Origin of the sequence: Streptomyces sp. NPDC001231 (assembly GCF_042896885.1) — a bacterium.
Classification (GTDB): domain Bacteria; phylum Actinomycetota; class Actinomycetes; order Streptomycetales; family Streptomycetaceae; genus Streptomyces.
In genome coordinates this window covers 95,737-112,433 of the sequence record NZ_JBIAXS010000016.1, presented here as the reverse complement: position 1 = coordinate 112,433, position 16,697 = coordinate 95,737, and the positions used below count along the sequence as shown (strand labels likewise).

Below are 16,697 nucleotides of genomic sequence, written 5' to 3'. Positions count from 1 at the left end.
GATCGCGGCAACCGCGGCTCATCTTAACGATCACTCAGGGTGCTCCCGACCCATGCCCGGCCCTCCCGGGCGGATTGTCCGGACAAGAAACCTTCCGACTTTCGGACCGGGGCCCTCCGAGTGAAAAGCGCGGAGTCGCTCGTCCTACAAATATGTAGAGCTGATCATGTATGTCATCGTCGCCCTACCCGGCTGATCCACTCGGGAAGGAGAGGACGAACAGTGACCCCTCTTACATGGCTGCTCATCCCCCTGGCGACGTTGTTCATGGCGAGCGTCTGGGCCCTCCTCGCGGGACGGCCGCGGCGCGCCGACGACGTGGAGGACGTGGAGCGCTATGACCGCTTCCGCGCGGCGCTGGGCCGCGCGGCCTCCTGACCGGACGACCTCCCGTCCCGGACGACCTGCCGACCCGGACGACCTGCCGACCCCGGCACCTCCTGACCGGACATCTCCCGACCGGACACCTCCCGACCGGATGACCGGTTAGCGCAGCAGCAGCTGCAAGCCGCCCACGACGGTGGCCGCGATCACCAGCTGCTCGAAGAGCCGCTGGTTGATGCGGTGCACCGCCCACTTGCCGAGCAGCGCACCGGGCACGACGAAGACCACGAGCACGGCGTCCAGGAGGAGCGAGCGGCCGTCGATCAGCCCGAGACCGGCGCTGAAGGGCACCTTGGAGACGTTGACGATGAGGAAGAAGAAGGCCGACGTACCGAGGAAGCCGAGCTTGCGGAAGCCCGCCGACAGCAGGTACAGCGACATCACCGGGCCACCCGCGTTGGCGACCATGGTGGTGAAGCCGCCGAGGACGCCGTAGGAGCGGGCCTTGAGACGGCCCGGACGGGTGGTGACCGAGTCCGGCTCCTCCTCCCGGTCGGCGCTGCGGCGCCGCCACACCGTCACCCCCGCCATCAGCAGCAGGATCGCCCCGATCGACGTCCGTACGATCCCGTCGTCGGCCCACATCAGGAACAGGGTGCCGACGACCACCCCCGCCGCGACCGCCGGGAACAGCCGCCACAGCGTGGGCCAGTGCGCGTGCCGCCGGTAGGTGAGGACGGCGAGTACGTCGCCGGCGATCAGGACCGGCAGCAGCACCCCGGTGGAGGCGCGGGCGGGCAGGACGGCCGCGAAGACGGCGAGGCTGACCGTGTTGGCCCCGCTGACGGCGGTCTTCGAGAAGCCGACGAGCAGGGCCGCGAAGGCGAGCGCGGCGAATCCCCACCCGGATATGTTCCAGAGCGTCATCGTGTTCATGCGGTGACCGATGCTATGTCCTGACAACCGCGGGGCGTAAGGACCGTCTCACCTGGAGGAGCCATTGCCGACGTCCGCGAGCACGTCCTGACCGGCGTCCGGGGCGCACTCGCCGTCCGCGAGTGGCCGCATCCGCGACCGCGGTACGTCGCGCTCGTGGTGCACGGGTACGGCGAGCACTCCGGCCGCTACGAGGAGCCGGCCCGCGCACTGGGCGCGCACGGAGCGGCCGTGTACGGCCCCGACCACGTGGGCCACGGGATGTCGGCGGGCGAGCGCGTGGTGGTCGAGGACTTCGAGGAGGTCGTCACCGACGTGCACGCCGTGGCGGATCTCGCCCGTGCCGCGCACCCCGGGCTGCCGCTCGTGCTGATCGGCCACTCCATGGGCGGGCTGATCGCCGCCCGCTACGCCCAGCGCCACGGCGCGGAACTCGCCGCGCTCGTGCTGTCCGGACCGGTCATCGGCGCCTGGGAGCTGCCGGGCCGGCTGCTGGCCCTGGACGAGATTCCGGACACGCCGGTCAGTCCGGCCGCTCTCTCCCGGGACCCGGCGGTCCGTGCGGCGTACGCGGCGGACCCGCTCGTCTGGCACGGCCCGATGAAGCGGCCGACGGTCGAGGCGTTCGCGCGGACCCTGAAGGCCGTCGCCGAGGGCGGCGACGTCGGGGAGCGGCCCCTGCTGTGGCTGCACGGCGACGACGACCGGCTGGTCCCGCTCGACGGGAGCCGGGCCGGGATCGAGCGGCTGGGCGGCGCGCTGACCGAGCGGATCTACCCGGGCGCCCGGCACGAGGTGTTCCTGGAGACGAACCGGGCGGAGGTGTTCGCCGACCTGACGGACTTCCTGGACCGCGTGCTCGCGCGCTGAGCGCCCGTCTCCGGCCGGAAAAGGGCGTCCGGCCTGGGCGGGGCGACTGTTTGCCCCCTTTCTACGAGGGCACTCGCGCCCCTGGAGCGGTTGCGCGGTGCGGGTGGGACCGGCGAGGCCGAACGCGTCGCACCGCTCCGTACCGCCAGAGACGACTCCCAGAGACGACTCCCCTAGGAGGACCACCGTATGACCGTCGTGAAGAGCACGATCCCCGAAGCGGCCCGTCAGGTCACCGGGGACGCGCTGCAGAACACTCTCGTGGACCTTCTCGGGCTCTCCCTGATCGGGAAGCAGGCGCACTGGAACATCGTGGGACCGCGGTTCCGGTCCATCCACCTCCAGCTCGACGAAGTGGTGGCGGCGGCCCGCGAGTTCGCCGACACGGTCGCGGAGCGCGCCGCGGCGCTCGGCCTGCCGCCGGACGGACGCCCGGAGACGATCGCCTCGGCCTTCACGCTGCCGGGCCCCAAGGACGGCTGGGTACGCGACACGGAGGTCGTCGAGGTCATGGTCGAGTCCCTGGAGGCTGCCATCAAGCGGCTGCGCGAGCGCATCGACGCGACGGAGAAGCCCGATCCGGTCTCCCAGGACCTGCTGATCACGATCACGGCCGAACTGGAGAAGCAGCGCTGGATGTTCGCCGCCGAGAACGTGAGCGAGCGCGGCTGAGCGCCGCACGGAGGTGGGCCGGCCGGGCCGGTGTGCGCACCGCCGTCACCCGAGCGGCCCCGTCCCGCGGCGGCGGGCATGCGGGACGGGAGCGCCGCGCCTAACGTCGAGAACGCACACCAACGGCGGTGTCCGGGACGGCCCCAACGCCGTCCGAGGGCGCCGGTTCGGCGTGGGAGGCCGGTCAGCCAATGAGACTCACCGAAGCACGCCGCCGCGACCGGGACCGGCCGCTGCTCGTCAGCAGATGGCACGAGACGGCGGACCGGCATCTGACCCCGCTGCAACGGTCGTTGCTGATCACGTGGATCTCCTTCGGGGTCACCTTCGGCACCGTCCGCGTCATCACGCACGGCATCCGGGGCGGCTGGCTGCCCTGGGGCAACATCTCCGCCGGTGGCGAGCACCTGCACCACTACAACTTCGGCATCGCCACCCTCGCCGGCGTGGGCCTGATCGCCGTACGCGGTGACGAACGCGCTGTCGGGCACCCCGCCGTCGCGGCCGCCTACGGCTGCGGCACCGCCCTCATCTGCGACGAGTTCGCACTCCTGCTGGATCTCCGGGACGTCTACTGGGCCAAGCAGGGACGGATCAGCGTCGACGTCTCCCTCGGAGTCATCTCCGTGCTGGGCGCCTACCTGACGGCGAAGCCGTTCTGGCACGAGATCGGCCGTGTCACCCGGCACCACATCGTCGCCGCGGCCGCACGCCACGGCGGCGCCACCGCCTGATTCCCGCACCGTCCACCACGGCCCGGCCGCCGTCACGCACGCCGCGCGGGCGGTCGCACCCACCGTGAGGAGCAAGGCATGAGCCCAGCCGAGCGCCAGGAGCACGGCACCGAGGTCTCCGGGCAGGACCCCGCCCCGCAGCAGTGCGGGGTCCCGGACCGGCCCGAGCGGCCCCAGGCGTCGGGACCTGAGCCGTCCGCGATACGCATGCGCGTATCGCGGGCCGATCCCTGGTCGGTGATGGCGATGAGCTGTCTGGTGCTGCTGGGACTCGGTGCCTGCGTGCTCGTCACCATGGTGCTCGTCTGGGCCATGCTCACCGCGATGGACCCGGAAGCCTGGCCCTCCTTCGGCTGGACGCTCGTCATCGCCGCCGGTGTCGTCACCCTGGAGGTCGTCCTGGGTACGGCCCTGGCGACCCTGGGCGCGTTCCTCTACAACATGTCCTCGCAGTACGCCGGGGGCGTCCATCTGACGCTGGCCGACGACGCGGCGATGACCTGCGAGGGCCGGCCCGAGCTGCTGCCGGACGTCGGCCGTGTGTTCCGCCGTCTCCAGGACCGTCTGGGATTCCCGCCGCCCGGTAGCGGAGCGCGCTACGTCGAGTTCGCCGACCGCTGCGGCGACGCGTGGCGGCGGCTGCGCGGTCGGGCCGGCGGCCGACGGCTCACTCGGCAGGGCACTCCGCAGGACAGCCGGTACGACACTCGGCAGGACGAGGACAGCCGGCCCGGCCCGGACGGCGGCCACGGCCAGGACGGCCGCGACCGCAGGGACCGGGACGACCCGGACACCCGGGTCGAGGAGACCACTCCCGGCTGACGGCCCGGGCTCCCCGCTGCCGACGGCCGGGACTCCCCCGGTTCCGGGCACCCGACGGCACCCGGCGGTCAGCCGCCGAGGCCGGGCGGCAGGTGCAGCAGGCGCGCGATGGTGCGCAGTACGCCGTTGTCGTTGTTGGAGGGGGCCAGGTGGCGGGCCCGGCCGATGACCTCGGGGTGGGCGTTGGCCATGGCGAACGACCACTCGGCGGCGTCCAGCATCTCCAGGTCGTTGAGGTAGTCGCCGAACACCAGGGTCTGGGCCGGCGTGATCCCCAGATCCCGCTGGAGCCGGCGCAGCGCGGCGCCCTTGTCGGCGGTGCGGTTCATCACGTCGACCCAGTGCTCGCCCGAGACGACGACCTGGTGGGTGGCGGCGAACGGCGCCAGCGCCGGGGCGGTGGTCCGTTCGGCCGACCCGAAGTCGAACAGGGCCACCTTGATGATGTCGTCGTCGACGGCCGCCGCGTCCGGCACGATCCGGTGCCGGACGTAGTACTTGCGGACCTCGGCCAGGAAGGCCTCGTCGGTCCGCTCCACATGGGCCGACCGCTTGCCGCAGACCACGGCGCCCACGTCCACGCCCTGGGCGACGAGTTGCCGGACGGCTCCGACGAGGCGGGCCGCGACGGCCGGGTCCAGGGGGTCGGAGCTCAGCTCCACGCCGTCCCGGACGACGTAGGTGCCGTTCTCCGCGATGAACACCATGCCCTCGTCGTGGCCGGCGAACTGCTCGGCCAGCGTGGCGTACTGGCGGCCGCTCGCGGGGCTGAACAGCACGCCGCGGCGGCGCAGCTCGGCCAGGGTCGGCCACAGTCCGGCCGGGAGCCGCTTGGCGTCGTCCAGGAGCGTGCCGTCCATGTCGGTGACGATCAGCCGTATGCCGGCGGGGCCCGTGACGGTTTCCGGGGCGGGTTCGGAGGTGGTGAGCATGGGCGAGGGTGTGCTGGGCATGTCCGTTTTCCGTGGCGGGCGCGGCGGGCGCGTCCGGGGTGGTGGGGCGCCGGCTCCGTTGCCGTGCGCGGGGGCGGTGGTCGACGCCGTACCGACTCCGGGACGTCGCCGGCCGGGTCGGTCGGGCCGCGCCGCCGCGGTGGCGCCACGGCCCCGCCAGCCTACCGGGGCCGCCTGGCAGGGGCTTTTCCCGACCGGGTCCGGGGCCGTCCGGGGCTCGGGTCCGGCGGTCTTCCCGGCCGGCCGGGTTCGGCCGATTCCCGGACACGGTGATCACCGGGCGGCACAATGGCGGCGTCGGCCGCGGGCAGGGAGCGACCACGGCCACGGCAGTCACGAGACGGCACGCGACGGACCAGGAGCGCAGACGTGAGCGAGAGCCACACCCCGCCGGACGGGTCGCCGAGGCTGAACACCGCGGTGGCGCACAACGCGCGCGTGTGGAACTACTGGGTCGGCGGCCAGGACAACTACGAGGTCGACCGGCAGGTCGGCGAGCACGTCGCCGGGATGTTCCCGGTGATCCGGGACGTGGCCCGCGCCGACCGCGAGTTCCTCGGACGGGCGGTCCGCCACCTGGCCGCCGAGCGCGGGGTGCGCCAGTTCCTCGACGTCGGCACCGGCCTGCCGACGGTCGACAACACCCACGACATGGCCCAGCGGATCGCCCCGGACGCGCGGATCGTGTACGTCGACAACGACCCGGTCGTCCTCGCGCACGCCCGGACGCTGCTGACCAGCACCCCCGAGGGCGCCACCGCCTACGTCGAGGCCGATGTGCACGCCCCGGAGGCCATCGTCGAGCGTGCCTCCGCGACGCTCGACTTCGGCCGGCCCGTCGCGGTGATGATGCTGGGCATCCTGAACTTCGTCCTGGACACCGACAAGGCGCGTGACATCGTCCGCCGCCTCATGGCCACGGTCCCCTCGGGCAGTTTCCTGGTGCTGACGCACCCCACCTACGACGCCGACCTCGGTGGCGAGGGCAACATCCCGGCGATGGAGTTCTGGAACGCCAACGCCACGCCGCCGATCACCGCCCGCTCCCGTGCCGAGGTGGCCGCCTTCCTCGACGGCCTGGACCTGGTCGAGCCCGGCCTGGTGCCGTGCTCGCGGTGGCGCCCGGACGGCGACTCCCCCGCCGCGGTACCGCAGTTCGGCGCGGTCGCCGTGAAACCCTGACGCGGGCGGTACCCGGCCGCCGGTTCGCCCGAGCCCGTCGAGGAGGACTATGACCACCCTTGCCGACCCCGTCCCCGGCGGGCGTCCCGGTGACGTCGAGCGGGCCACCGCGCTCAGCGGCGAACTCGCCGGGCGGGGCGTGCACGGAGTCGTGCTGGCCTACGTCGACACCGCGGGGATCGCCCGGGTCAAGACGGTGCCGACGGCCAAGCTCCCCTCGGCGGCGGCCTGGGGTGCGGGCATGTCCCCGGTGTTCGACACCTTCCTGGCGCACGACTCGATCGTCACCACCGACGTCCTCGGCTCCCCCGACGGCGATCTGCGGCTCTACCCCGACCTCGACCACCTGGTGGTCCTGTCCGGGCAGCCCGGCTGGGCCTGGGCTCCGGTCGACCGGATCACGCAGGAGGGTGAGCGCCACCCCGGGTGCAGCCGTACGTTCCTGCGCCGGATCACCGCCGACGCCGAGCGGCACCACGGCATCACCTTCGAGGCGGCCATCGAGGTCGAGTGGGCCGTGGGCCGAGGAAACGCGCCCGGCGGCGAGTTCGAGCCCGCGGTGTCGGGTCCGGCGTACGGGGCCGTCCGGCAGGTGGAGCTGAGCGACTGCGCCGCCGATCTGCTGGCGGCCCTCGCGGCGCAGGGCGTGGACGTGGACCAGTTCCACCCCGAGTACGCGGCCGGGCAGTTCGAGGTGTCCGTCGGCGCGCTGGACCCGGTGGCGGCGGCCGACCGCAGCGTGCTGGTGCGGCAGACCGTGCGGGCCGTGGCCCGGCGGCACGGGCTGAAGGTCTCCTTCGCGCCGGCCGTCCTCGCGCGGGGCGTGGGCAACGGCGGCCATGTCCACCTCTCGGCCTGGCGCGACGGGACCAACCTGCACTCCGGGGGCGACGGCCGCTACGGCATGACGGCCGAGGCCGAGTCCTTCACGGCCGGTCTCCTCGCCCACCTGCCCGCGCTGACGGCGGTGACCGCGCCGAGCCCGTCCAGCTATCTCAGGCTCAAGCCCTCCCAGTGGGCCGGGGTGTTCACCGCCTGGGGCCGGGAAACCCGCGAGGCCGCGCTGCGCGTGGTCACCGGGACCCGAGGGCAGGGCGCGCGGGCGGCGAACCTGGAGGTCAAACCGGTCGACCTCGCGGCCAACCCGTACCTGGGGCTGGGCTGCCTGATCGCCGCCGGACTGGACGGGATGGCGTCGTCCGCGTCCCTGCCCGAGGAGATCACCGGGGACCCGGCCCGGTTCGGCGAGGCGGAGGCGGCGGCCCGGGGCGTACGGCGCCTGCCGGTCTCGCTGGCGGAGGCGGTCGCCGCGTTCCGCGGGGACGACCTGCTGCGCACGGCTCTCGGACCGGTCCTCGCCGACGCGGTCACCGCCGTGCGGCAGGGCGAGATCGCGGCCGTCGAGGGGCTGGACGACGAGCAGGTCGCGGCGGCGTACCGCTGGACGTACTGATGAGCGCGTCGGCCGGGGCCGGAGCGGTCCACGAGGCGCTGGCGGCGCTGCCGCTCGTGGACCACCACTGCCACGGGGTCGTCACCGCCGACCTGGACCGGACCGGATTCGAGTCCCTGCTCACCGAGGGCGAGGTGTGGCCCGGCAGCGGGATCTCGCCGTTCGACAGCCCGGTCGGTGTGGCCGTGCGCCGGCACTGCGCCCCGGTCCTGGACCTGCCGCGCCACGCGTCCGCCGAGGTGTACCTGGCCCGCCGGGCCGAGTTGGGCGCGGCGGAGGTCAACCGGCGCTTCCTCGGCGCCTGCGGCACGGCCGTCTTCTGCGTCGACACCGGTTTCGCTCCCGAGCCCGGCACCACCCCGCGGGAGCTGGCCGGCGCCGCGGGCGGCGGCGCGGTGGCGTACGAGGTCGTACGGCTGGAGCGCGTCGCGGAGGCCGTGGCGGCCGGGGGCGTCGAGCCCGGCGAGTACGGCGACGCCTTCCGTGCGGCCGCGCGGGACGCCGTGCGGCGGCCGGGCGTGGTCGCGGTGAAGTCGGTGGCCGCCTACCGCACCGGCTTCGGCCTGGACCCGGCACGCCCCTCGCGGGAGGAGGTCGCGCGGGCGGCGGCCGGCTGGCTCGCCCGCGCGGGCGACCGTCTCGACGACCCGGTGCTCGTACGGCATCTGCTGTGGACGGCCGTCGACCTCGGTCTGCCCCTCCAGCTGCACACCGGGTTCGGCGACAGCGACATCCGCCTGCACCGCACGGACCCCGCCCTTCTGACCGACTGGCTGCACCTGACCGCCGGCACGATCCCGGTCCTGCTGTTGCACTGCTGGCCCTACCAGCGCCAGGCCGCCTATCTGGCCGCCGTGTTCGAGGGGGTGTACCTCGACGTCGGCCTGACGCTGCACCACGTGGGTCCCGCCCGGGCCCGGGCGGTCCTGGCCGAGGCACTGGAGATCACGCCGTTCCGCAAGCTGCTGTACAGCTCCGACGCCTACGGTGTGGCCGAGTTCCACCACCTGGGCGCGGTGGCCTTCCGGCAGGGCCTGGCCGGGTTGCTGCGGGAGCGGGTGGACGCCGACGAGCTGAGCCCGGCGGACGCGCTGCGGATCGCCCGCTGGGCGGGGCGGGACAACGCCCGGCGGGTCTACGGATTCACCGGCCTCACCGACCTCGACGACCCCGCTGACCCCACCGATCTCCCTGCTACCGACCTCCCCCATTGAGCACCACTGAAAGTATGATCAAGCGATGTCTGACATGACCGAAACCACGCCCGGTTGGCTGACCACGGACGAGCTGGAGTCGGCACGCGCCCGCATGCCGATCCTGTACGTCGAGGCGGTGCCGGTGCGCGTCGACGACAGCGGCGAAGTGACCAGCATCGGCCTGCTGCTGCGCATCGGACCGGACGGAACGGTCAGCCGGACCCTGGTCTCCGGCCGGGTGCTGCACCACGAGCGCGTGCGGGACGCCCTGCTGCGCCATCTGGAGAAGGACCTCGGCCCGGTGGCGCTGCCCCGGGTGCCGGCGTCCCTCCAGCCGTTCACCGTCGCCGAGTACTTCCCGACGGCCGGCATCACGCCGTACCACGACCCGCGTCAGCACGCCGTGTCGCTGGCCTACATCGTGCCGGTCGCCGGTGACTGCCGTCCCCGGCAGGACGCGCTGGACCTGGTGTGGTTCAGCCCGCAGGAGGCGGCCTCCGCCGCGCTGCAGAGCGAGATGCCGGGCGGGCACGGGGTACTGCTCAAGCAGGCGCTGGCCCACGTGGGTCACGCGTACTGACGGACGCCGGGGAGGGCGCCTCCGGCATCACCGGCGGCGCCCTCCCCGGCACGGCCGGCTATCCGGCGGTCGCACGGGCCGCCGGGGCCGGGCCGCGGTCGTCCTCCGTCACGAGGTGGTCGGCCGGACCGTCCGGGTCGAGGAGCCGGCCCAGCCGTCCCGGCACGTCGAAGCCGACGAGGACCACGACGATCATCGTCCCGGCGAAGGTGAGGACGGCCAGCGCGTGGCCCAGGTCCATGCCGGAGGCGAGGCGGGCGCCGAGGACGGGCGCCACGGCGCCGCCCAGGGCACCCACGTTGTAGGTGAAGCCCAGCGCGGCGGCCCGGGTGTGGGTCGGGAAGTGACCGCCGATGTACCGGGGCAGCAGGCCGGAGATGCCGAAGCTGGTGGCCTGGAGCACGAACAGCAGCACGCCGAGCAGCGGCAGGCTGTCGCGCACCGCGAAGACCGGGAAGACGAAGGCCAGTGAGGCCAGCAGGGTGGAGGCGTACGCCTTCCTGGTGCCGATCCAGTCGCCCATGAACCCGGCCAGCCAGCAGCCGGCCATCGTGCCGAAGCCCGCGTAGTAGAGCGCGTCGGTGACCTGGCCGGCGTCGTAGCCCAGGTCGGTCTTCAGATAGGTGGGCAGCAGCGCCTGAATGGGCCAGGATCGTGACGATCATCGACACGTACAGCAGCCAGCCGCGGCGGCCGCCCAGCTGCACGGCGAAGGCGATCAGACAGGCTCCGGCGAGCACCGACAGCACCGGTACGAGACCGTCGCCCAGCGGAGTGAAGACCGCGAAGAGCGAGACGGTGGCGGCCACCGCGAGCACCACGTTGACGGTGGCCCTGGCCCGGGTGGTGAACAGCGGGCGGAAGGGGTTGGGCCGCTGCTCCCGCTCGGCGACCGAGGCCTTCCAGTCGGCGGCCTCGGGCAGCGCGCGGCGCATCCACAGCGCGACCAGGACGGGGATCAGGCCGAGGTAGAACATCCAGCGCCAGCCGAGCGTCGGCACGACCCACTTGTAGACCTGGGCGGCCAGCACCGTGCCGACGGAGTAGCCGGAGATCAGGAAGCCGCTGGCCCGGTTGCGCATGTGCACCGGCCAGCTCTCCATGACGTAGGTGGCGCTGGACGAGTATTCGCCGGCCATGCCCATGCCGATGGCGAGCCGGGCGACGAACAGGCTGGTGTAGTCCCAGGCGAATCCGCAGGCGAAGCTGCCCAGCGAGTACAGCAGGATGCTGACCACCATCGACAGCTTCCGCCCGAAGCGGTCACCGAGGGCACCGAGGAGCGCGCCGCCGAGCCACCGCGTGATGAACGCGGCGGAGACCAGGCTCGCGGCCTGGACGGTGTCGAGGTGGAAGTCGGCGCTGATCTCGGTGAGGACCAGGGTGATCAGGACGAAGTCGAAGCCGTCGAGGACGTAGCCGATCCAGGCGGCGAAGAACGACTTCCACTGACTGCGGCCCACCTGGCGGAACCAGGGCGGCTTGGATGGCGCGGTGTGGTGCACGGTTGCTCCAGGATGCCGGACGGACTCGTCGCCGAGCACCGTCGGAAGGTAAAGACGCCTCTATCGACGTGTGAGGTGCGTCGCGAAGCGGTGGGTGAGGGCGGTCGGGGCGGTGATGGCGGTGCCGACGACCACGCTGTGGGCACCCCGGGCGAGCGCCTCGGCCGCCTCCTCGGGGGTGCCGATCCGTCCCTCGGCGACGACCGGGGTGCCGGTCGCGCGGGCGAGGGCGGCGACCAGTTCCAGGTCGGGGCCGGACTGGCGCGGGGAGCCGGGCGCGTATCCCGACAGGGTGGTGGAGACGAAGTCGGCGCCCTGCCGGGCGGCGAGCACGCCTTCCTCCAGCGTGGCGACGTCCGCCATGACCAGGGCACCCGCGGAGTGAACGGCGGTCACGAGGTCGGCGAAGGAGCCGCCGTCCGGGCGCGGGCGCGCCGTGGCGTCCGCGGCGACCACGTGCGCGCCGGCCTCGGCGACGGCGAGGGCGTGGCGCACGGTCGGGGTGATGTAGACGCCGGTGTCGCCGTCCTTCCACAGCCCGATCACGGGCAGGGCGACGGCGGCCGCGACGGCGGCCACCACCTCGGGACCGTTGACGCGGACGGCCGCGGCGCCGCCGGCCTCGGCTGAGCGCGCCAGCCTGACCAGGGTCGCGGTGTCGCGCATCGGGTCGCCCTCGGGAGCCTGGCAGGAGACGATCAGCCGGCCGGCGACGGCGGCTACGGGCGAGGGGGTCGTGGTCATCGAGGTCCTTCCGAGGAGTGCGGGGACAGGGTGCGGGTGAGCAGGGCCGCCCCCAGTACGGCCGCGTCGGAGCCGAGGCGCGGCGGCACCGGGCGCAGATGGCGCAGGGGGGCCATCAGCTCGGCGCGGAAGGAGTCGGTCAGCGCGGACCAGTACAGGTCGCCGATCCGTGGTACGCCGCCGCCGATCACGACGCGGTGCGGGCCGAGCGCGTTGGCCAGGCCGCCGACGGCGCTTCCCGTGGCCCGCGCCCCGGTGGTGATCGCCTGTCGTGCGGTGGCGTCGCCCGCGGCCGCGCGTTCCGCCACGGTCTGGAGGCGGTCGGCCGTCCGGCCGCTCAGGCGCTCGTACAGTGCGGTGATCGCGGGTCCCGAGGCGATCGCCTCGAGGTGGCCGCTGCCGCCGCAGGTGCAGGGCAGGCCGGTGGCCTCGGGGCTCGGCACATGGCCCAGGTGGCCCGCGATGCCGGCGCTGCCGTGCAGCATCCGGCCGTCCACCGCGACGGCGCCGCCGACTCCGGTGCCCACGGCGACGTAGACGAGGGAGGCGGACGGGTCGCCGGCCTCGGCGAGTTCGGTGGCGGCCGTGGCGCGTACGTCGTTGTCGCAGGCGACCGGCAGCCCCGTACGGTCGGCCAGGCCCGCGGCCAGCGCGGTGCCGGCCCATCCCGTGATGGAGTCGGTGGCGCTGGTGACGGTGCCGGTGCGCGGGTCCACGACACCGGCGGCGGCGACTCCGATCGCCCTGGCGCCGTCGTCCACCTCGCGGGCCGCGGCGGCGAGCGCGTCGAGCACGGCCCGCGCGCCCGCCCGCGCCGGTGTCGGGCGGGTGTGCCGGCGCAGCACCGTGCCGTCCGGGCCGACCAGGGCGGCCGCGATCTTGGTGCCGCCGAGGTCGAGTCCGATGACGGGAGCGGTGCCGGGGGCCGGGGGCCGCGTCATCGGACCGGGGTGAGCCCGGCGGCGCGCAGCCGCGCGTCGACCTCGGCGACGGGTGCCGCGCCCAGCTGGATCTGCGGGAAGGCGGTGTCACCGCAGTCGATGACGCCCAGCAGGCGCAGGGCCGCCTTGAACGCGCCCAGCGCGGAGGAGCTGCGGCCCATCTCGGCCTCGGGGCCCGCGTCGACCATGGCGAACAGGCCGGCGAGCCGCTCCTGCTCCTTGGTGGCCAGCGACCAGTCACCCGTCCGGGCGGCCTCGTAGAGCCGGACGTAGCCGGCGGGGTCGACGTTGCCCAGGCCGGGGACGACGCCGTCGGCGCCGGCCAGCAGCGCCGCGTCGACGGTCAGTTCGGAGCCGGTGAGGACGGAGAAGGCGGGCGCGGGTCCCTCGGCGCGGCCCTGGCGTCCGCCGAGTGCGACGAGCAGGCGGCGCAGGGAGCCCTCGTCGCCGCTGCTGTCCTTGAGGCCGGCCAGGGTGCCGTCGGCGGCCAGTTCGAGGATCAGGGCGGTCGACAGCTTGCTGTGCACGGAGACCGGCAGGTCGTAGGCGAACAGCGGCAGGTCCACCGTCTGGCGGATCCGGCGGAAGTGCGCGGCGATCTCCCGGGGGTGGGTGCGGGTGTAGAAGGGCGCGGTGACGACCAGTGCGTCCGCGCCGAGCTGGGCCGCCTCGCGGGCGTGGTCGAGGACGCGGGGGGTGGTGGTGTCGATGACGCCCGCGAGGACCGGTACCCGTCCGTCGACCGCGTTGACCACCGTCTCCAGGGCGGTGCCCCGCTGCTCGTCGGTGAGGTAGGCGACCTCGCTGGTCGAGCCGAGGGCGAAGAGCCCGTGGACGCCGCCGCCGAGCAGGTGCTCGACCAGCCGGGCCAGGGAGGCCGTGTCGACCTCGCCGTGGGCGTCGAGCGGGGTGCACACGGGCGGGACGACTCCGCGCAGGGGTGCGGTCAGAGGCATGGGGGCTACTCCATGGGCTGGAAGACGGGACTGCTGATCGCGGCCGGCTGCTCCGCGAAGCGACGTCAGATGTCTGACGTCTGAACAATAGGACGCGGCCGCCCGGGTCGGTCAAGAGGGGGATGGCTCACACTCTCGAATCCGACCCGGGCGGCAAGTCCCCGTGAGGGGAACGACGTCCGGGGCCCGCCGTCGCGGGCGGGCCGCTACGGTGACCGGTCAGGCGGTGCGCTCGACCTCGCCCACCGCGCCCCGGCCCGCCTGCGCCTGAGCCTCCGTCAGCCGCCTGCGGACCGGCGCGTAGTGGCCGGACAGGGCGTGCACGAACCCCTCGGAGTCCCCCTGCCTGGCCGCCCGCACGATGGCGCGGTGGTCGGCGATGGTTCCCGCCTCGGCCTCCTCGGAGATGCCCTCCAGTTGCGGCGCGACGATGGCGTAGACGTCCCAGAAGGCCAGCGAGAGCTGGCTGACCAGCTCGTTCTGGAGCGGTTCCATCAGCCGCTCGTGGAAGGCCCGGTCGCATTCCGCGAAGCCGCGGTCGTCATGGGCGCCGCGACGGTCCATCTCGTCGACGAGGGCGTCGAGAGCGTCGAGATCCTCGGACCCGAGCGTCGCCATGATCCGTGCGGCCATGCCGCGTTCGATCAGCTCGCGCACCTCGATCAGCTCGGACAGGATCCGGAAGTCGTCCTTGGGGCTGAGCAGACCGCGGAAGGCCAGACCCTCCACCAGCGCGGACAGGCTCAGCCGGCCGACGTAGGTGCCATGACCGCGCCGCACCTCGACGATGTCCAGCACCGCCAGGGTCTTCACGGCCTCGCGGACGCTGGACCGGCTGGCACCGAGGGCGGCGCACAGCTCCGCCTCCGACGGCAGCGGGTCTCCCGGCTTGAGGTGATTGTCGAGGATGTAGCTCTTGATCGCCTCCGAGACCTCCTGACGCAGTGACGGCCTGACCGCCGCCCGGACCTCTTGAGGACGCGACGAATTCACCTCTTGACCCCTTCTGCTCAACGAAGCTACCTTCACAGCCTATCAAGGTCGGACATCAGACGTCTGATGGCGCGGCCCCAATTTCTCTACCGTTTCCTGGCTTTGTGCCGCCCCAGGAGGGACCCCACGTGTCGTACAAGACGCCCGTCGGCATGGATCGTCGCAGATTCCTGCGCTACGCGAGCGCCCTCGGGGCCGCCTCGGCCCTGACCGCCTCGATCTCCGCGTGCAGCGGCCCGGCCTCGACCGGCTCGAACACCGGCGCGAGCAGCGGAGGAGGCACGGACACCATCGAGACGGGCATCTCCTACCCGCTCTCGACCGGCTTCGACCCGATGATCGCCTCGGGCGCCACCCCGATCGCGGCCAACCTGCACGTCTTCGAGGGCCTGGTCGATCTGGACCCGGCCACGCTCCAGGCCCGGCCCGGTCTGGCCACCGCGCTGCCCGTCAAGGTGAACGCCACCACCTACCGCGCCACCCTGCGCGAGGGCGCCACCTTCCACGACGGCTCCGACGTCACCTCCGAGGACGTCGTCCACAGCTTCGAGCGGATCCTCGACGAGAAGAACGCCTCCCTGATGGCGCAGTTCCTGCCGTTCCTCGACTCGGTCGAGGCGGTCGACGCCAGGACGGTCGAGTTCAAGCTGAAGTACCCCTTCGCGCTGTTCCCCGGCCGCGTCTCGGTCGCCAAGATCGTTCCGAAGAAGCTGGTGGAGGCGGACCAGAAGGGCTTCGACGCCCTGCCCGTGGGTTCGGGCCCCTACCGGATGGTCTCGGCGACCCGCGAGGACAAGATCGTCTTCGAGGCGTACGACAAGTACAACGGCAGCCACCCGGCCAAGGCCAAGAACATGGTCTGGCGCCTGGTCTCCGACCCCGCCGCCCGGGTCAGCGCCATGGAGTCGGGCCGGGTGCAGGCCATCGAGGACGTGCCCTACCTGGACGTGGACCGCCTCGCCAGGAAGGCGAAGGTCGAGTCCGTGCAGTCCTTCGGCCTGCTCTTCCTGATGTTCAACTGCAAGCAGAAGCCCTTCGACGACAAACGGGTGCGCCAGGCGCTCCACTACGCGCTGGACACCGACAAGCTCATCACCACGGCCATGGCCGGCAACGGCTCGGCCGCGCGCAGCTACCTCCAGCCCACCCACCCCGACTTCCAGCAGGCCGCCACGGTCTACGGGCACGACCCGGCCAGGGCCAGGAAGCTGCTCGGCGAGGCCGGCGTCAAGAACCTCAAGGTCACCCTGCTCACCACCGACACCGGCTGGGTCAAGGACGTGGCCCCGCTGGTCAAGGAGAGCTGGGACGCCATCGGCGTGAAGACCACGCTCAGCATCGGCCAGTCCTCCGCCCAGTACGCCAAGGTGGACGCCGGCTCCTACACGGTCCTGCTCGCCCCCGGCGACCCGTCCGTCTTCGGCAACGACGTCGACCTGCTGATGCGCTGGTACTACTCCGGACTGTGGCCCGAGAGCCGCTACGGCTGGGGCGGGACCGCCGCGTACAAGAAGGTCAACTCCCTGCTGGACAAGGCCGCCCAGGCCACCGACGAGGCCACGCGCAAGGACCTGTGGGGCCAGGCCGTCGACCTGGTCGCGGACGAGGCCGCCCTCTACCCCGTCCTGCACCGCAAGCTGCCCACGGCCTGGAACGACAAGGCGCTGAAGGGCTTCAAGCCCCTGCCGACCACGGGCCTGTCCCTCCTGGACGTCAGCCGCGCCTGACCCGCGTCTGACCCCGGAGCCGCGGGGGGCGGCCCCCCCCCCCCCCCGGGGGGGGGGCGCCCCCCCGGCCCCCCCCCCCCCCGGGGCCCCCCCAGGGGGCCAACCACCC

The 16,697-nt window shown here is 73.2% G+C and carries 16 protein-coding genes and 1 pseudogene; 10 read left to right on the top strand and 7 right to left on the bottom strand.

Going from position 1 to position 16,697, the window contains the following annotated elements:
* Positions 1-222 precede the first annotated feature (222 nt).
* Entirely contained in the window at positions 223-378 is a 156-nt protein-coding gene (locus ACFY3J_RS20715; protein ID WP_384176479.1) for a hypothetical protein, read from the top strand.
* 108 nt (positions 379-486) lie between these two features.
* Here ACFY3J_RS20715 and ACFY3J_RS20710 read toward each other — a convergent pair whose 3' ends face one another.
* On the bottom strand, positions 487-1,260 hold the full coding sequence (locus tag ACFY3J_RS20710; protein WP_384176477.1) for a sulfite exporter TauE/SafE family protein: 774 nt from the start codon (positions 1,258-1,260) through the stop codon (positions 487-489).
* A 63-nt stretch (positions 1,261-1,323) separates the two neighbouring features.
* On the opposite strand from ACFY3J_RS20710, the gene ACFY3J_RS20705 reads away from it, so the two are divergent.
* From ACFY3J_RS20705 to ACFY3J_RS20690, 4 genes are all read left to right on the top strand, one after another.
* A complete protein-coding gene (locus ACFY3J_RS20705) occupies positions 1,324-2,130 on the top strand; it encodes an alpha/beta hydrolase (RefSeq protein ID WP_384176475.1) in 807 nt (268 codons plus the stop codon).
* Positions 2,131-2,319: 189 nt separating this feature from the next.
* Positions 2,320-2,802, top strand: coding sequence for a Dps family protein (locus ACFY3J_RS20700; RefSeq protein ID WP_384176473.1), 483 nt, complete (start codon positions 2,320-2,322; stop codon positions 2,800-2,802).
* A 191-nt stretch (positions 2,803-2,993) separates the two neighbouring features.
* Complete coding sequence (locus ACFY3J_RS20695) at positions 2,994-3,536, top strand: hypothetical protein (protein WP_384176471.1); 543 nt, start codon at positions 2,994-2,996, stop codon at positions 3,534-3,536.
* Between the two features lie 78 nt (positions 3,537-3,614).
* A complete protein-coding gene (locus tag ACFY3J_RS20690; RefSeq protein ID WP_390841433.1) occupies positions 3,615-4,358 on the top strand; it encodes a DUF3566 domain-containing protein in 744 nt (247 codons plus the stop codon).
* A 68-nt stretch (positions 4,359-4,426) separates the two neighbouring features.
* Here the strand turns inward: ACFY3J_RS20690 and ACFY3J_RS20685 are convergent, their stop codons facing one another.
* A complete protein-coding gene (locus ACFY3J_RS20685) occupies positions 4,427-5,311 on the bottom strand; it encodes a Cof-type HAD-IIB family hydrolase (protein ID WP_390841432.1) in 885 nt (294 codons plus the stop codon).
* Positions 5,312-5,680: 369 nt separating this feature from the next.
* On the opposite strand from ACFY3J_RS20685, the gene ACFY3J_RS20680 reads away from it, so the two are divergent.
* The 4 genes from ACFY3J_RS20680 to ACFY3J_RS20665 are packed head-to-tail and all read left to right on the top strand — an operon-like array spanning position 5,681 to position 9,722.
* Positions 5,681-6,493 carry an SAM-dependent methyltransferase gene (locus ACFY3J_RS20680; protein WP_384176465.1) on the top strand — a complete coding sequence of 271 codons (813 nt, stop codon included), beginning with the start codon at positions 5,681-5,683 and terminating at the stop codon, positions 6,491-6,493.
* Between the two features lie 49 nt (positions 6,494-6,542).
* Positions 6,543-7,946 carry a glutamine synthetase gene (locus tag ACFY3J_RS20675; RefSeq protein ID WP_390841430.1) on the top strand — a complete coding sequence of 468 codons (1,404 nt, stop codon included), beginning with the start codon at positions 6,543-6,545 and terminating at the stop codon, positions 7,944-7,946.
* On the top strand, positions 7,946-9,160 hold the full coding sequence (locus ACFY3J_RS20670) for an amidohydrolase family protein (protein ID WP_390841428.1): 1,215 nt from the start codon (positions 7,946-7,948) through the stop codon (positions 9,158-9,160). The genes ACFY3J_RS20675 and ACFY3J_RS20670 overlap by 1 nt, the downstream gene beginning before the upstream one ends.
* A gap of 34 nt (positions 9,161-9,194) precedes the next feature.
* Positions 9,195-9,722, top strand: coding sequence for an NUDIX hydrolase family protein (locus tag ACFY3J_RS20665; RefSeq protein WP_172633172.1), 528 nt, complete (start codon positions 9,195-9,197; stop codon positions 9,720-9,722).
* 58 nt (positions 9,723-9,780) lie between these two features.
* On the opposite strand, the pseudogene ACFY3J_RS20660 reads toward ACFY3J_RS20665, so the two are convergent.
* The 5 genes and pseudogenes from ACFY3J_RS20660 to ACFY3J_RS20640 form a co-directional block, all read right to left on the bottom strand.
* Positions 9,781-11,227 (bottom strand): annotated as a pseudogene (locus tag ACFY3J_RS20660) (sialate:H+ symport family MFS transporter).
* 60 nt (positions 11,228-11,287) lie between these two features.
* Positions 11,288-11,971 carry an N-acetylmannosamine-6-phosphate 2-epimerase gene (locus ACFY3J_RS20655; protein ID WP_384093061.1) on the bottom strand — a complete coding sequence of 228 codons (684 nt, stop codon included), beginning with the start codon at positions 11,969-11,971 and terminating at the stop codon, positions 11,288-11,290.
* Positions 11,968-12,912, bottom strand: coding sequence for an ROK family protein (locus ACFY3J_RS20650; protein ID WP_384176458.1), 945 nt, complete (start codon positions 12,910-12,912; stop codon positions 11,968-11,970). The genes ACFY3J_RS20655 and ACFY3J_RS20650 overlap by 4 nt, the downstream gene beginning before the upstream one ends.
* Entirely contained in the window at positions 12,909-13,868 is a 960-nt protein-coding gene (locus ACFY3J_RS20645; protein WP_384176456.1) for a dihydrodipicolinate synthase family protein, read from the bottom strand. Before ACFY3J_RS20645 ends, ACFY3J_RS20650 begins: the two co-directional genes overlap by 4 nt.
* A gap of 219 nt (positions 13,869-14,087) precedes the next feature.
* A complete protein-coding gene (locus ACFY3J_RS20640) occupies positions 14,088-14,861 on the bottom strand; it encodes a FadR/GntR family transcriptional regulator (protein WP_384176454.1) in 774 nt (257 codons plus the stop codon).
* 152 nt (positions 14,862-15,013) lie between these two features.
* Here ACFY3J_RS20640 and ACFY3J_RS20635 point away from each other — a divergent pair, with 152 nt between their 5' ends.
* On the top strand, positions 15,014-16,588 hold the full coding sequence (locus ACFY3J_RS20635; RefSeq protein ID WP_384176878.1) for an ABC transporter substrate-binding protein: 1,575 nt from the start codon (positions 15,014-15,016) through the stop codon (positions 16,586-16,588).
* Positions 16,589-16,697 lie beyond the last annotated feature (109 nt).

Excerpts from the sequence above, each read along its gene's own strand:
- ACFY3J_RS20645 (WP_384176456.1), bottom strand. The coding sequence starts at position 13,868 with ATGCCTCTGACCGCACCCCTGCGCGGAGTCGTCCCGCCCGTGTGCACC.
- ACFY3J_RS20690 (WP_390841433.1), top strand. The coding sequence starts at position 3,615 with ATGAGCCCAGCCGAGCGCCAGGAGCACGGCACCGAGGTCTCCGGGCAG.
- ACFY3J_RS20675 (WP_390841430.1), top strand. The coding sequence starts at position 6,543 with ATGACCACCCTTGCCGACCCCGTCCCCGGCGGGCGTCCCGGTGACGTC.
- ACFY3J_RS20635 (WP_384176878.1), top strand. The coding sequence starts at position 15,014 with ATGGATCGTCGCAGATTCCTGCGCTACGCGAGCGCCCTCGGGGCCGCC.
- ACFY3J_RS20700 (WP_384176473.1), top strand. The coding sequence starts at position 2,320 with ATGACCGTCGTGAAGAGCACGATCCCCGAAGCGGCCCGTCAGGTCACC.
- ACFY3J_RS20685 (WP_390841432.1), bottom strand. The coding sequence starts at position 5,311 with ATGCCCAGCACACCCTCGCCCATGCTCACCACCTCCGAACCCGCCCCG.
- ACFY3J_RS20665 (WP_172633172.1), top strand. The coding sequence starts at position 9,195 with ATGACCGAAACCACGCCCGGTTGGCTGACCACGGACGAGCTGGAGTCG.
- ACFY3J_RS20695 (WP_384176471.1), top strand. The coding sequence starts at position 2,994 with ATGAGACTCACCGAAGCACGCCGCCGCGACCGGGACCGGCCGCTGCTC.
- ACFY3J_RS20655 (WP_384093061.1), bottom strand. The coding sequence starts at position 11,971 with ATGACCACGACCCCCTCGCCCGTAGCCGCCGTCGCCGGCCGGCTGATC.
- ACFY3J_RS20670 (WP_390841428.1), top strand. The coding sequence starts at position 7,946 with ATGAGCGCGTCGGCCGGGGCCGGAGCGGTCCACGAGGCGCTGGCGGCG.
- ACFY3J_RS20710 (WP_384176477.1), bottom strand. The coding sequence starts at position 1,260 with ATGAACACGATGACGCTCTGGAACATATCCGGGTGGGGATTCGCCGCG.
- ACFY3J_RS20650 (WP_384176458.1), bottom strand. The coding sequence starts at position 12,912 with ATGACGCGGCCCCCGGCCCCCGGCACCGCTCCCGTCATCGGACTCGAC.